Consider the following 13,186-nt stretch of genomic DNA (forward strand, 5'->3'; position numbering starts at 1 on the left):
CTCATCAGCTCGGAGAGCTCCTTGGTGGTCGGTGTCCGGCCCAGCCGGCTGCGCAGTTCCTCGTTGGCGCGGGCGAGCTGGACGCGGGCTTCCTGGAGCCGGCGCGGGACGTGCACGGCCCAGGAGGTGTCGCGGAAGAACCGCTTGATCTCACCGACGATGTAGGGGACGGCGAAGGAGGTGAACTCGACCTCGCGGGTCAGCTCGAACCGGTCGATGGCCTTGATGAGACCGATCATGCCGACCTGGACGATGTCCTCCATCTGCTCCGGCCCGCGGCTGCGGAAGCGGCCGGCCGCGTAACGGACCAGGGACATGTTCATCTCGATCAGCGTGTTGCGCGCGTACTGGTACTCGGGCGTGCCCTCCTCCACCACCGCCAACTGGTCGAAGAACAGCTTCGACAACTCCCGCGCGTCCTTCGGCGCGACCTTGGAAGGGTCCTCGATCACCGGAACTTCCACCGTCCGCCCAGCGGCCTGCACGGTCGTCGCCATCGTCTGCCCCTCCCAGTCGGCCGGCGTTGTCTTCGCCGGTCCATCGTTCCGCAAGCACGCGCCTACCCCGGTTACCGAACAGCATGCCTGGAACTTTGTCTGCGCCGCTCTGCCGGGGCCGCAACCGTCCCGCACCGGCCGGATCCGTCGCCGGAACCGCACCCGAGCGCGGTCAACGCTCCCTTCCGCGGCCGTGCGGTGCGGAGCGTGCCCGGGCTGCGGCCGTGCGGTGCCGACCGTGGCGGTGCCGCGGCCGTGCGGTACGGACCGAGCAACCCCTCGCAGGCCCCCCTGTGGCACGATTCATCCGCAGCCACACCGTTGGGGGACACCATGCGCACTCGCGCCTCGATCATCACCGTCGCAGCGCTCCTCGCGCTCACCGCCTGTTCCTCCGGCGAGGACGACAGCGCGTCCGCCAGCGACTCCGGTCCGGCCGACGCCGAACAGACCGTCGCCGTGCCCGACGCGCACGAGGGCGACGACCTGGAGGCAGCGGCGGCCGTCTACACCTCGGCCTACTTCGCGGCCGACACCGACACCGCGTACGGCATGCTCTCCGCACGCTGCCGCAAGAAGATCGGTGCGGAGGCCTACGCCGCCGTCGTCCAGCGGGCGAAGGCCGACCACGGGCCGGACCACCCGGCGATCGACGTGCGGGCCGAGGTGTCCGGCAAGCTCGGCCGCGTCAGCTACAAGGTCCAGGGACTGCCCGAGTTCGATCAGCGGGCGCAGCCGTGGACGCTGGAGGGCGGCGGGTGGAAGTACGACGCCTGCTGACTTCCCCGCGGGAGCCCGCTGGAGCATGGCGGGCCGCCCGTCGCTGGACGTCCGGGAACAGCACGGTCGGCCCCTCCCGCCGCGCAGCGCGCGGACCCGTTGCCGTCTTCAGGAGCCGCGGGGGGCTCGTACCGGGTGGCGATGGCCGTGTACCGGGCCCAGGTCACAGCACGGCCTTCGGCGCACGCGCTGAGATGACCGAATCCGGTGGCCTCGCGTGCGAGCGGGCGGTGGCGAGACGGTCGGCACGAGCGGGCGGTGGCGAGACGGTCGGCACGAGCGGGCGTGGCCGCCCGTACCTCCCCGCCACCTGATCGCACCGCCGGATGTCCTGTTCCTGTTCCCGGCCTGTGTCACAGGCCCGCGAGCGGGGACGGGCCGCCGGGCGGGGGCGCAGCCCAATCCGCAACCACTCGCGCGACAGCGTCGCGGTGATCCGACAGGAAGAAGTGGCCGCCGGAGAAGGATTCCCACCGGAACTCCGCCGAGGTGTGCGTCTTCCAGGCCGCGGCCGCCTCCGGTGACACCCGCGGGTCCTGCTCCCCGGTGAGGCACAACAGGGGTGCGTCCAGCACCGCTTCGCCGGTCGGACGGTAGCGTGCGACCGCAGCGTAGTCGTTGCGTAGCGCGGGCAGGAACAGCTCCATGACTTCCGGTTGGCGCACGAACTCAGCCTGGGTGCCACCGAGTCGGAGCAGATCGTCCAAGATCTCCTCGTCCGTGGTGGCCTGCGGGTGGCAGCGGGGCACCGATGGGGCGGCCCGACCGGAGACGACCAGACGGCACGGCGCCACGGGCTCCTCGACCGCCAGCCGCAGCGCCGCCTCGAAGGCCACGCTCGCTCCCATGCTGTGGCCGAACAGCACCAGGGGTACCGGAGTGGCCGCGAACTTCCGCAGGCTGGCCACCAGATGATCGGCGAGGCTCTCGACAGTGGGCACGAGGGGCTCGTCCAGGCGCTCCTGTCGTCCGGGGTACTGGACGGCGGAGAGGTCGAATCCGGCAGGGAAATGCCGGATGAAGGGCGCGAAGAAGGTGGCGGCACCACCGGCATGCGGACAGAACACCACATGAGCGGCGGGCCGTCCGACCCGACGCAATTCCCGAATCCAACGGTCCCGACCCGTCATCCACGCTCCCCCTCGCTCATCGCCGGCCCTCCCCCATACTTCCACCGCCGCTGCGGTCGGTGCGGCGCATCAGCGGGGGCCTCCGCGTGGGCGAGCCGCAGTGGCTTCTTCACCTTCTAGTCGTCGTCTGTGGTGGTGTTCCGGCTCTTCCCGGAGCCGCGCAGCAGTTCCCCCGCGGCAAGCGTCCCGGCCGCCACGACACGGGTCCAGCGGGGGCCGCCGCGCTCCGCCCACACCACGCAGACACACGCGCCGACGACGAGCACCAAGACGCCGAGCAGCAGCACAACAGCCATGTTCCCACCCCTGATTCATCCTACGGACTGGTGATCGTCTCAGGATGAGAAAGGATCTCCCAAGCGGGGACCGGCAAGGGCTCCGCCCCGTCAGCACGCCGACGGTCCGTCGCCTGGCCGAGGCCCGCCCTCGCCGGGCAACGCGGACGCCGTTCGCGGGCCTCGGCCGCCGCCGATGAGCGGGCCCCGGAACCTCACACCGCGGCGTCCAAACGTGCGCGCTGCTCGGCGGTCAGCTCCAGTGACACTCCCGCGACCGCCTCGTCCAGTTGCCGGACGGTGCTGACGCCGACGATCGGTGTGGCGGCCGGGCTCCCTCCGGTCAGCCACGCCAGCACCACCCGGTTGGTGCTGTCCCCGGCACGACGAGCGCGTCTGGTGCGCTGGGCCCGTGAGGTGAACGGATATGTGATGGAGGACGACTACGACGCCGAGTTCCGCTACGACCGTCACCCCGTGGCCGTCATGCAGGGCATGGACCCCAACCGGGTCTTCCTCCTCGGCTCGGTCAGCAAGACGCTGTCGCCCCCCTCGGCCTGGGCTGGCTGGCCGCGCCGACCGCGCTGACCGCGGCGCTGCGGACGGCCAACCTCGTCGCCGCCGCACCGCCGGTGCTGGACCAACTCGCGCTCGCCACCTTCATCGACCGCGGCTGGTACGACGCCCATCTGCGCGCGGCCCGCCGTCGCTTCCGTGCCCGCCGAGACCTCCTGATCCGTACACTCGCCGCCCAGGTGCCGCAGGGCCGTGTCGCCGGGACCGCCGCCGGGCTCCACATCCTGCTGCACCTGCCGGACGGCACCGACACGCACGGGACGGTGCGGGCCGCGGCCACCGCCGGGCTTCGCCTGGCGGACCTCGACGACTACCGCCCGCACCGGTCGGCGGAACGCGCACTCGTCCTCGGATACGGCAACATCGGCGACACGGACATTCCCCCGGCCGTCGCGCTCCTGCGGGACGTCTTGTACGCACCGACGACCTCGCCTCCGACGCCCACGTCGCAACCGATCGCCGACCATCACTGACGTCGGGCCCCACGGGGCCGCAGGCGGGTTCACCGCGTGGACGTACGGCTCGGTGGCGTCGGTGACGCCCACGTCCTAGATCGTCCCGGCCGGGGGGGAGGCGTCGCGGCAGGCGGCGCCGCAGCGCCACCGACGGCACGGGCGCCCTAGTCCCCGTCCGTCCGGGCCGGAGCGTGGTGCGTCCCTGGCCCGGCGAGGTTGTCCGGCCGGATCGCGCGGCGCTGCCGCAGGGCTGCCGCGAGCAGGGTGATCACGATGCCGGCGAGCGCCCAGCCCGACAGCACCAGGAGCGAGGCCGTCATGTCGTTGCTGTCGAAGTAGGCGATCGAGCGGGCCGACCAGGTGCCCGCACCCGGTGGAAGGGCCGGGCCGACGGCATGCCAGAACGGCGGCAGCATCGGCAACGGGAAGGCGCCGCCGGCGCTCGGGTTGCCCAGGATCACGACGAGCAGGATCGCCAGGCCGATGCCCACGACGCCGAAGAGGCCCTGGAGGGCGAGCGTCGCCGCGCCTACCGCGAAGGTGATCAGCGCGCCGAGCCACCACAGCGCCACCACGCCGCCGGGCAGGGCGTCCAGGATCGGCCCGACGATGACCGCGCCGCCGAGCCCGCCGACGATCGAGACCAGCGCCATCGTGCCCAACCGGATCGCCCCGCGGGTCGGATCGGCCGGGCGGGCGCCGGCGCTGATGGCCAGGATGGAGGCGCACAGGTAGCCGCCGACGCACCAGCCGATGACCAGATAGAACGAGGACAGGCCGTTGAAGTCGTGGGAGGAGACCGGGACCACGTCGACCGTGCGCACGGTGCGTCCCCGGGACTTCGCCACGGTGGTGGCGAGCGTGTCCAGTGCACCGGCGAGGGCCCTGCCCCCACCGGAGGCGACCAGCAAGACGTCCCTGGCGCCGGCCGGGTTCTCCACGAGAGCGCCGTCGACGTCCCGGTTCCTGATGGCCTTCCGGGCCGTCGCCTCGTCGGACACCACGCGCGCATCCAGCGGCGAGCCCGGCAGCCTGTCGAGGCGGGCGACCGTCTGCTCGGCCGCCGCGGCCTGCGAGGCCACGACCCCGAAGGGCACGTCCCTGAGCCTGGGGTCGTGCAGCGCCCCCACGTAGGAGGCGATGAACAGCAGTTGGAGGGCGAATACGCCGATCACCAGTAGCGTGGCCCGTGCGGTTACCGCGTCCCTCACCTCGGACAGGGTGCTCTGTGTCATGGGGCCAACGGTCCGTGGCGGCCGGCGTTCACGCAGGCGGGACACGTCCGAACGGCGGCAGTACCGGTGTCCTCCGCTTCGGTCCACGGCGGCACGTGCAGGCCTGGGACGAGGGCTCGCCGGCCGGCGCGGGAGGACGTCATCGACCCGCACGTCCCCGTGCTCCTCCAGCGTCAGCGCCGCGTGCCGCGGTGCGCGTCCATGGTCCGGTGGGGTCCACCGGCACCGCCGCGCCGACGGTCACCTCCGCGCACCGGCCCACGGCTCACACCGCCCCGGTCAGCGGACGACGTCGAAGACGTTCTTCTGCAAACCGTTGGGGTAGGCGTCGTGCTCGACGAGCTTGAGCTTCTGGGTGTCCTTGTCCGTGGCGCTGAACAGGCGCTTGCCCGCGCCGAGGAGGAGCGGGAAGACGAGCAGGTGGTAGCGGTCGATCAGGCCGGCGTCCGAAAGGCTCTGGTTCAGGGTGGCGCTGCCGTGGACGATGATCGGGCCGCCCTCGGTCTCCTTCAGCGCGGCCACGTCGTCGAGGGAGCGCAGGATCGTGGTCTCGCCCCAGTTCGTGACCAGGTCGTCTTCGGTGAGGGTGGTGGAGACGACGTACTTCGGCATCACCTTGTATTCGGCGAAGTCCGCCATGTCCGGCCAGACCGGGCTGAACGCCTCGTAGCTGGTCCGGCCCAACAACATCGCGGTGGCCTCCCTCTGCTCACGACCCTTGATGTCGAAGGCCTCGGGGAGGAACTCCATGTCCTTGAAGGTCCATCCGGAGTTCCGGTAGCCGGGCTCGCCGCCCGGGGCCTCCACCACGCCGTCGAGGGAGATGAAAGCGGTGCTGATCAGGGTACGCATGTCAGGTCCTTGGTATCTCGTGTCCGGTGCTCAGCAGTTGGCGTGGTGAGCTCGTGTTCGCGGCTGTCGCGCACCCACCATGATGTCCGACTGCGGAACACCGGGAAACTCATCGGCCCTCGCCCCTGTTTGATCCAGGGCGGGCGGAAACCGGTTCGGGACCTGCGCCGAGAGGCGGGCGGTCGACCGTGCGAGGCCACAGGCACAGCCACCCCGGTGCCGTATCGGCCGTGGGACGGCGCGGGCGCCGGGGAGTCCTCGTCACCGACCGGGGCATCACGGGGCCGTTGCCGGCGCCTGGGGTGTGGCTGACGGTCGAGTCCGGTGACCGCGTACCCACGTGCTGGAGGAACGGCGCCCCCACGGCCCCCGCTGATCGAGACGACACGGCGGCACCGTCGCCCTTCCTCGACCCGGGGGCGGTGCTCAGCCGCTGCTGCCGTAACCATGCTCGTACATACGTTTGATCACCATCGACGGGGCAACCCGTACCCGTACGAATCCGCCTCGGCGCTGTCGTCCGCACACGCGCCTTCCGGCAGTCAGCGGGAGAGAGGGGGCGGTAGACACGTGTCCGGCGAGGGGATGGGTGATGACGGTAGCGGAGCGGCAAGGTGGCGGCGGAGGTTCCAGTGGGCTCTACGACGTCCTGGAGCTCATCCTCGACCGGGGATTGGTGATCGACGCGTTCGTGCGCGTCTCTCTGGTGGGCATCGAGATACTCAAGATCGATATCCGCATCGTGGTCGCCAGCGTCGACACGTACCTGCGCTTCGCCGAGGCGTGCAACCGCCTCGATCTCGAGGCCGGGCCGCGTAAGCCGGCGGGTCTCCCCGAGCTTCCCGGAAAGATGATGGAGTCCGGTGCCCGGGGCAAGACCAAGGGGGTTCTGTCCGGCGCCGCGGAGACGGTCGCCGAGGCCTTCCAGCAGGCCCGCGGCCAGGGCCGAAGCCAGGGCGGGCGGTCCGGCGTGCGCCGGAGCGCGGACTGAGCGACGAGCGACAGAGCCGAAGCGGGCCTCCTTCGCGCCCGCGGTCCGGTACGCGAGGCGCCGCACGACCGACCCGCCCTCCGCTGCGCCGTCCCGGCGCTGAGACCGCTCACATGGCACTCCCACATGACTCCCGATCCACGCCTGCCGGCGTGGATCCGGCATGTCGCTCACGGTGGGCTCACCAGGCTGCCCGCAAGGCGCCTACGGATCACTCGCGGGGGCGACGCCGCAGATCGGGCAGGGATGTCTCGCCCGGTTGCGGCAAGATGTATGGGCGACCAGTCAGGAGGTTGTCGTGGCCCATGGGTTCGCTTTGGGAGAGGTCCTGGCGGCTGCTGAGGACGCCGCGCCGATGGATTCCGTCGATGTTGTCGCACGCAACGTGCAGAAGCGCTTCGGAGCGGTCTCCGTCTCCTTCCTGTTCCTGGACTTCGTCGGCCAGCAACTCGTGCGGCTCACCGCTGCCGACGACGCCGAAACGGGCGGAACCAGCCCCGTCCGTATCCCTGTGCAGGGCAGCGTCTATCAAATGGTCCTCCACGAGCAGCAACTGCACCAGGAGCGCGACGCCGAGGGCCGCCAGCGGGTCATCGCGCCGGTCACCAACCGCGGCGACTGCATCGGTGTTCTGGAGATGACGCTCCCCCACACCGACGGGGAGGTGCTCCGACACGTCGCGGAGGCGGCCCACGCTCTGGCATACATCATCGTCACCGACCGGCGCTTCACCGACGCCTACCAGTGGGGTCAGCGCACCGCTCCCCTGACACTCGCCGCCGAGATCCAGCATCAGCTGCTTCCGTCCGCGTCCTGCTGCGAAGCACCCCAATTCACCATCGCCTGCGCGCTCGTACCCGCGGACGACATCGGTGGGGACACCTACGACTACAGCCTGGACCGCGACACCCTGCACCTGTCGCTGACCGACGCCATGGGTCACGACGTCGACTCCGCGCTGCTGGCCACCCTCCTGCTCGGCGCCCTGCGCGGCGCCCGCCGGGCGGGGTGCAACGTCGGCGACCAGGCGCGTCAGGCCCACCAGGCAATTCTGTCGCACGGCCGCGGTGCCATGGCGACCGGACAAGTGCTCTGCGTCGACCTCGCGCAAGCGCGCGTCGAACTGATCAACGCCGGTCACCCCTGGCCTCTGCGCCTGCGCGACGGCGCCGTGGAGGAGATCCCCCTGTCCATCAATCTGCCGTTCGGAGTCCCCTCCCCCATCCCCTACCGCGTCCAGGAACTCGACCTGCGCCCCGGCGACCGGCTCGTCCTGCTCACCGACGGCATGCTGGACCGGGAAGCGGCCGCAGTCGACCTGCCCGCGCTGCTTCGCCAGACCCGCCACCTTCATCCCAGACAGACGGTCCAAGTACTGACGGAGGCGGTCAAGGACGCTTGCCACGGCCGTCCTCGGGACGACGCCAGCGTCATCTGCCTGGACTGGTACGGCGAGACCGGCGCTCCCTGACGCCGCACGCGACCGGCGCATCACACCGTGCGCCCCACACGCTTCACCGGCAGGCTGGCCGTATGGACGGCAAACAGCCCATCGTGATCTATCCGCCCGCCGAAGACGGCGGCAGACGTGTCCGGGTCAACGAGCGGTTCGTCGGGCTGGCGTACGGAATGCTGGACGTCATCGAGTTCCTGCGTCTCGCCGGCCTGGAGGACGTGGACGACGTCTGGGTGCGGCGGTCGGAGCTGGTCGAATGGCGCGGTGGCGGCCCTGAGGCATGGGCGCACTGACGGACCGGCAAACCGGTGGGCGCACGGACAGAGCAGCGCGGCGCTGATTCGGGATCTGGTGCCGACCAGTCCTCGAACGGCTCAGGCGGCGCCCGCGCGGTGAGCGCGGGCGCCGCCCGGAGCGACGTCGACGGCGAGGAAAGCGAAAGAACTCGTTTTCGGAGAAGGAATGAGAAGGAAGCCCCTTCATGGCCTCGCCGTGGGCAACGCTAGCACTCAGGCGGGGATCAAGTCGCGCAGGTTTTCGAGCGTGATGATCCGGGAGTCCGGGTGCAGGCCCTCGGGGCGCTCGAGGCCGATGTACATCACGGGCTCGTCCGGGACCGGCCCGCCGTCCCACCGGTCCACGGCCGTGGTGTCGTCGGACATCAGATCGACCAGGTACCGCACCGTCAGCTGCTCACGCTCCACGATGGCGCGTACGACCGTGGACACCGACATCTGGTTCTCCTCGACCCGGTTGGCCGACGACAGGCCCCTCAGGTACAGGTGCAGCCACTTCGCGCGCCACCGGCCGTCGTCCTCGCGCCGGAACACCAGCGGCAGTGCCACCCGGCCCACTCCGCGCAGCTCCGACTTCATCCGCACCGTGCGCGGCTCGAACGGCCTGCCCTTCTGCCCACCGTCGCGCAGCATGAAACCGAAGAACGACTCCTCGACCTCCTCGAAGCCCTCGCCGGCGTAGATGTTGACCTGCGGGACGATGAAGGTGCTGCGTACCAGGTCGAGGGACAGGTCGATGAATTCCGACGCCCCGTCGGGTGCCTCGGTGACATCGCCCGAGTGCGTGCCTCCGACGGCCTTGAGCGATGTGTAGGAGAGCCAGGTGTCGGTGCTGTAGTCGGTGTGGAGCAGCAGCGCGGAGAGGTCGTAGTCGGTCCGCGCCTCGGTCTGCTTCCAGTACACGAAGAACCGCAGCTGGTCGCCGTCGACGTCCGAGACCGAACCTCGCGGCAGCACGCCGAGGCCGGCCGCGGTCGCCCTGCCGCTGAGCGGGAGCGCCACGTCGAGGGCGTCGGGGCCGAGCAGCAGCCGTCCCGGTGTCGGGAGTCTGCGGCGCAGCTCGGCGTCGAGGGCGGTGGTCAGACGAGCGCGGTCGGCGGCGGGAACGGGCGGCCGGACGTCGGGGGTGACCCAGCCGCGGCCCCGGCGGTTGACGAAGATCCGGAGTTCGCCGGTCTCCCGCTCCCGGTTCTGGAAGTGCTCGCGGACCGAGAGCACGACCCGGCCGGCGACCTCGGGAGCGACCCGTACGGCGGCGGCGACCACCGCGTCCCGCTCCTCCTGGTCGGCGGCGATACGCAGCAGGAGGTCCAGGGCACGGAACAGCTTGCCGGGGGCGGACTCCAGCAGCCGCACCGCGCCGAGGACGTCATGCTCGTCGAGCAGCTTCTCGAGGCGGCTGTCGAAGGACCGCGCCTCCTTCTCGCCCCGCGCCACGGCGAACACCTCGGCGGCGTACGGCCAGCGCGGGTACTCGTGCGGGTGGAGACGCTCGCCGAGCCGCTTGAAGGGTTCGCGGTGCGCGTGCACGTCGGCCAGCTTGGCGGGGTTCGCCGCGACCACGGCGTCGAGGCCCGCGAGCAGCGCCCGGCGGGCCGGTCGCGACAGGGCCCGAAACCGGGTGGGCTCCTGGAGCGTCACGTCGCCGCCCGACAGCGCGCAGGCCAGCCGCAGCACATCGGTGACGGTGTCCAGCAGGAGGTCGGCGCCGGTGGCGAGACGGGCCTCGTTGACCACCGCCCGGTTCTCCCGGACCGGGATCGACTCGGGCTGGGGGCCCCGCGCGCACCGCTCGGCGAGGGTCCTGAGGTCACGCAGGTGGTCCTCGCCCAGCGGCGTCGTACTGCCCGCCAACGCCAGGTAGAGGTCCGTCAGCTCCTCGTCCAGGTCCCGCCCGAGGTGCAGGACGGTCACCCTGTCGCCCGCGGCGGCGATCAGTTCGTCCTGCGCCGCGAGCATCTCCTCGTACGTGTGCTGGTAGCGGCCGTACGTGGGGAGGCTGAGCAGGTCCAGCACCCCGTTCGCCAGCTGTGTCAGCACGTTCTCACGCGACGTGTCGTCGTGGAGCGCCTGCTCCACACACCGCATCCAGAACTCCTCGGTGTCCGGCACGTTCGCCGGAAAGTCGATGAAGTACGAGTTGTGCCGGACGTGGTCGCCCACCATCTCGCTCACCGTGCGCAACGTCCGCTTGGCCGTGTGCACGACCGCGGACTCGGACAGCCCCGACAGTCGCTCCAGCAGCTCCGCCGAGAGCTTGAAGCCCACGGATGCCAGCGCCGCGTCGAACTGCCGTGCGGCGGCGGCTCCTTCCCCGGCGGAGCCCTTGGGGGAGGAGACACGGTGGGTGTGCCGGAGGACGAGCGATTCGAGACTGTGCGCCATCCGGGGATGATCGCAGACGTGTACGAGACGACGCACAGGAGTTTTTCGAGGCTCGCGGGCACGAGGCACCCGCGAGTCACGGACGACTCTTTCGCGTCGGCGACGTTGTCCCCGGACGGCTCCGAGGGCTCTCGGTGCCCCCTTTTCGCCGCACCGGGCCGGGTCGCCGCTGGGTCTCGCCCTGCTGGACGAGCCCGCCTCCGGCTACTGCTGCGGCTCCGGGGCGTGTCAGAACTCGCCTTGCCGCGCGAACCGGAGGGAGAGGGTGCGCAGCACGTCAGCGGTCGAGGTGTCGGGGTGCCCCTCGTCGTGCACCTCACCAAGGTGCACGAAGGCGTAGGAGAAACAGTTGGCCAGCGTCACGATGGCCGGTCCGAGCGCTCCCGTGATGATCTCCAGGGCCTGCTGCGGGCCGGCGTCCTCCGGGAGGCTGATCTGCGGCAACGTCTCCGCGAGAAGGGCGGAGATGGCACCGGTGAGGGCGACGTCGGCGTCCGGGTGCTCGCGAACCTGCCGCTTCATCTCCATGGCCTCGGTGAGGATGCCGATGACTCGCTGCATGATCTCGGATTGCTGCATGCAGGGAGCCTACGAGTGGCGGACCCGACGGGTGCGACGAATCGAGAGGTCCTGCCGTTCCGCCGTCCGGGGCGACGGGCGGGAGACGAGTCGCGGGATCGACGGGGGCCGGGCCCGGCGCCGCGCCGCACGCTGCCGATGTCGGTGGCCCGGGACCCGCGCGCGAGCCGGGCGGACGACGAGCCGTCCCGGCCCGGTGTCCCGTTGATCAGCACGCTCGCAGGTCTGCCGTGACGACCCCGTGCGCCTGGGCCGCCCCGAGTGCAGTGCGGCTCCAGTTCGACCCCCGTGGCCCCTCCTCGCCCTCAGCCTCGGACAGCAGAGCTTCGCAGCCGGAGGCGGAGCGCGCGGCGGTTACGGCGTGACCGGGTCGACGAGGTGCGGTCCGTCGTTGCGCACGTCGTTGACGGCCGACGAGACGGGCCGGACGTCGAGGTGTCCGTCCGCGGGCCGCCCGAGCAGGGCGCGCAGGTCGTCGGGGTCCTGGTGGGCGGGGTCGAGCCAGGCGTCGTAGTGGTCCTCGGTGAGGGCGAGCGGCATCCGGGGGTGGACGCGACCGGCCGCGTCCTTGGCGTCGGTGGTGATGACGGTGCAGGTCATCAGCCAGGCGGCGGGGTCGTCGTCCCGCTTCACCTCCGGGTCGCGCCAGTACTCGTACAGGCCTGCGAGGGCCATGACCCGGCCGTCCTCGGGGTGGATGAAGTACGGCTGCTTGCGGGTCCTGCCCGTGTCCTCGGCCTTGATCTGCTGCCACTCGTAGAAGCCGTCCGCGGGGAGCAGGCAGCGGCGCCGGGTGAACGCGCGGCGGAAGGCAGGCTTCTCATGCAGGGTCTCCACCCTGGCATTGATCATCCGGGCGCCGGTCCGCACGTCCTTGGCCCACGACGGCACCAGGCCCCAGCGCAGCGGCCGCAGTTCCCGCCTCGCTTGCTCGGCGTCGTCCTCGCCGCGCGGGGCGCGTTCGAGGACTGCCCACACGTCGTCGGTCGGAGCGACGTTCCAGCTCGGGGCGAGCGGCTCCTCGACACATAGGTCGTCGACGCGGAACTGCCGGACGAGGTCCTCAGGACCGCGGGTGGAAGCGTAGCGACCGCACATGTAGTCCACTGTCCCACCGGGCCGCTTCTTTCGGTTGCCGATGAGGGCGCGTACGGTGCCGGTAGCCGCGCGGCGGCCGGGCGGTCCGTTTTCGGGGACCGCCGCCGGCGGGCTGCCGGGTCCGGGCGGAAGGCGTGGCCGTATGCGTCGGGGACCGGGGCCGGGAACGGCTTCGTCACGGAGACGGCGGCTGAAGGCGCGTCGCTCGAGACCCACCCGCCGGACGGGGGCGTGCGGTGGTCGACCTGGACGGTCGTAGATGCGCGGGCACGCGAAAAGGGCCGGCGCCCGGAGGCACCGGCCCTTCTCTGTCACGTCAGCGACGGCAGGCTCGGCCTGCGTGTGTGCTTACAGGGGGCGGACGCGCGAAGCCTGCGGGCCCTTGGGACCCTGCACGATGTCGAACTCGACCTGCTGGTTCTCCTCCAGGCTACGGAAGCCGGAGCTGTCGATCTCCGAGTAGTGCACGAAGACGTCCGGGCCGCCGTCGGCCTGGGCGATGAAGCCGAAGCCCTTCTCGGCGTTGAACCACTTGACGGTTCCCTGAGTCATTGCTGCTCCTTACAGGGGCTGGGTTGGGC

Annotated in this window: 16 protein-coding genes; 6 read left to right on the forward strand and 10 right to left on the reverse strand. The window is 71.1% G+C overall.

All coding sequences use genetic code 11. The annotated features are described in order from the left end of the window. On the reverse strand, positions 1-497 hold a 497-nt coding region (locus ACZ5Y0_RS09405; protein ID WP_469128046.1), incomplete at its 3' end, for a sigma-70 family RNA polymerase sigma factor. A 333-nt stretch (positions 498-830) separates the two neighbouring features. Here ACZ5Y0_RS09405 and ACZ5Y0_RS09410 point away from each other — a divergent pair. Next, complete coding sequence (locus ACZ5Y0_RS09410) at positions 831-1,277, forward strand: hypothetical protein (RefSeq protein WP_469128047.1); 447 nt, start codon at positions 831-833, stop codon at positions 1,275-1,277. A gap of 353 nt (positions 1,278-1,630) precedes the next feature. Here the strand turns inward: ACZ5Y0_RS09410 and ACZ5Y0_RS09415 are convergent, their stop codons facing one another. From ACZ5Y0_RS09415 to ACZ5Y0_RS09425, 3 genes are all read right to left on the reverse strand, one after another. Further along, positions 1,631-2,344, reverse strand: a complete 714-nt coding sequence (locus tag ACZ5Y0_RS09415) for a thioesterase II family protein (protein ID WP_469128048.1) — start codon at positions 2,342-2,344, stop codon at positions 1,631-1,633. Between the two features lie 179 nt (positions 2,345-2,523). Next, positions 2,524-2,703 (reverse strand): hypothetical protein, encoded by a 180-nt coding sequence (locus tag ACZ5Y0_RS09420; protein WP_469128049.1) that lies wholly within the window; start codon positions 2,701-2,703, stop codon positions 2,524-2,526. A 194-nt stretch (positions 2,704-2,897) separates the two neighbouring features. Then, a complete protein-coding gene (locus ACZ5Y0_RS09425; RefSeq protein ID WP_469128050.1) occupies positions 2,898-3,044 on the reverse strand; it encodes a hypothetical protein in 147 nt (48 codons plus the stop codon). On the opposite strand from ACZ5Y0_RS09425, the gene ACZ5Y0_RS09430 reads away from it, so the two are divergent. Further along, positions 2,983-3,270, forward strand: coding sequence for a hypothetical protein (locus tag ACZ5Y0_RS09430; RefSeq protein ID WP_469128484.1), 288 nt, complete (start codon positions 2,983-2,985; stop codon positions 3,268-3,270). The genes ACZ5Y0_RS09425 and ACZ5Y0_RS09430 overlap by 62 nt on opposite strands. Positions 3,271-3,314: 44 nt before the next feature. Then, positions 3,315-3,731, forward strand: coding sequence for a hypothetical protein (locus ACZ5Y0_RS09435; RefSeq protein WP_469128051.1), 417 nt, complete (start codon positions 3,315-3,317; stop codon positions 3,729-3,731). A gap of 146 nt (positions 3,732-3,877) precedes the next feature. Here ACZ5Y0_RS09435 and ACZ5Y0_RS09440 read toward each other — a convergent pair whose 3' ends face one another. Together ACZ5Y0_RS09440 and ACZ5Y0_RS09445 are read right to left on the reverse strand one after the other, a co-directional pair. Beyond that, positions 3,878-4,948 carry a DUF3533 domain-containing protein gene (locus tag ACZ5Y0_RS09440; protein ID WP_469128052.1) on the reverse strand — a complete coding sequence of 357 codons (1,071 nt, stop codon included), beginning with the start codon at positions 4,946-4,948 and terminating at the stop codon, positions 3,878-3,880. Positions 4,949-5,227: 279 nt separating this feature from the next. After that, positions 5,228-5,800, reverse strand: coding sequence for a dihydrofolate reductase family protein (locus ACZ5Y0_RS09445; RefSeq protein ID WP_469128053.1), 573 nt, complete (start codon positions 5,798-5,800; stop codon positions 5,228-5,230). Positions 5,801-6,392: 592 nt separating this feature from the next. Here ACZ5Y0_RS09445 and ACZ5Y0_RS09450 point away from each other — a divergent pair. The 3 genes from ACZ5Y0_RS09450 (at position 6,393) to ACZ5Y0_RS09460 (ending at position 8,540) form a co-directional block, all read left to right on the forward strand. Then, positions 6,393-6,791 (forward strand): gas vesicle structural protein GvpA, encoded by a 399-nt coding sequence (locus ACZ5Y0_RS09450; RefSeq protein WP_469128054.1) that lies wholly within the window; start codon positions 6,393-6,395, stop codon positions 6,789-6,791. Between the two features lie 355 nt (positions 6,792-7,146). Further along, on the forward strand, positions 7,147-8,262 hold the full coding sequence (locus tag ACZ5Y0_RS09455) for a PP2C family protein-serine/threonine phosphatase (RefSeq protein ID WP_469128461.1): 1,116 nt from the start codon (positions 7,147-7,149) through the stop codon (positions 8,260-8,262). Positions 8,263-8,324: 62 nt separating this feature from the next. Beyond that, on the forward strand, positions 8,325-8,540 hold the full coding sequence (locus ACZ5Y0_RS09460; RefSeq protein WP_469128055.1) for a hypothetical protein: 216 nt from the start codon (positions 8,325-8,327) through the stop codon (positions 8,538-8,540). Between the two features lie 216 nt (positions 8,541-8,756). Here the strand turns inward: ACZ5Y0_RS09460 and ACZ5Y0_RS09465 are convergent, their stop codons facing one another. The 4 genes from ACZ5Y0_RS09465 to ACZ5Y0_RS09480 form a co-directional block, all read right to left on the reverse strand. Then, entirely contained in the window at positions 8,757-10,928 is a 2,172-nt protein-coding gene (locus ACZ5Y0_RS09465; protein ID WP_469128056.1) for a TerD family protein, read from the reverse strand. Between the two features lie 228 nt (positions 10,929-11,156). After that, on the reverse strand, positions 11,157-11,507 hold the full coding sequence (locus ACZ5Y0_RS09470; protein WP_469128057.1) for a hypothetical protein: 351 nt from the start codon (positions 11,505-11,507) through the stop codon (positions 11,157-11,159). A 354-nt stretch (positions 11,508-11,861) separates the two neighbouring features. Next, entirely contained in the window at positions 11,862-12,605 is a 744-nt protein-coding gene (locus tag ACZ5Y0_RS09475) for an SOS response-associated peptidase (RefSeq protein ID WP_469128058.1), read from the reverse strand. Between the two features lie 348 nt (positions 12,606-12,953). Next, the gene (locus ACZ5Y0_RS09480) at positions 12,954-13,157 is read right to left on the reverse strand and encodes a cold-shock protein (RefSeq protein WP_073491490.1); all 204 of its coding nucleotides are present in this window, start codon (positions 13,155-13,157) and stop codon (positions 12,954-12,956) included. Positions 13,158-13,186: the final 29 nt, after the last annotated feature.

The organism is Streptomyces sp. NPDC033216, from assembly GCF_055577115.1.

Excerpts from the sequence above, each read along its gene's own strand:
- ACZ5Y0_RS09410 (WP_469128047.1), top strand. The coding sequence starts at position 831 with ATGCGCACTCGCGCCTCGATCATCACCGTCGCAGCGCTCCTCGCGCTC.
- ACZ5Y0_RS09420 (WP_469128049.1), bottom strand. The coding sequence starts at position 2,703 with ATGGCTGTTGTGCTGCTGCTCGGCGTCTTGGTGCTCGTCGTCGGCGCG.
- ACZ5Y0_RS09440 (WP_469128052.1), bottom strand. The coding sequence starts at position 4,948 with ATGACACAGAGCACCCTGTCCGAGGTGAGGGACGCGGTAACCGCACGG.
- ACZ5Y0_RS09445 (WP_469128053.1), bottom strand. The coding sequence starts at position 5,800 with ATGCGTACCCTGATCAGCACCGCTTTCATCTCCCTCGACGGCGTGGTG.
- ACZ5Y0_RS09450 (WP_469128054.1), top strand. The coding sequence starts at position 6,393 with ATGACGGTAGCGGAGCGGCAAGGTGGCGGCGGAGGTTCCAGTGGGCTC.
- ACZ5Y0_RS09455 (WP_469128461.1), top strand. The coding sequence starts at position 7,147 with ATGGATTCCGTCGATGTTGTCGCACGCAACGTGCAGAAGCGCTTCGGA.
- ACZ5Y0_RS09460 (WP_469128055.1), top strand. The coding sequence starts at position 8,325 with ATGGACGGCAAACAGCCCATCGTGATCTATCCGCCCGCCGAAGACGGC.
- ACZ5Y0_RS09465 (WP_469128056.1), bottom strand. The coding sequence starts at position 10,928 with ATGGCGCACAGTCTCGAATCGCTCGTCCTCCGGCACACCCACCGTGTC.
- ACZ5Y0_RS09470 (WP_469128057.1), bottom strand. The coding sequence starts at position 11,507 with ATGCAGCAATCCGAGATCATGCAGCGAGTCATCGGCATCCTCACCGAG.
- ACZ5Y0_RS09475 (WP_469128058.1), bottom strand. The coding sequence starts at position 12,605 with ATGTGCGGTCGCTACGCTTCCACCCGCGGTCCTGAGGACCTCGTCCGG.
- ACZ5Y0_RS09480 (WP_073491490.1), bottom strand. The coding sequence starts at position 13,157 with ATGACTCAGGGAACCGTCAAGTGGTTCAACGCCGAGAAGGGCTTCGGC.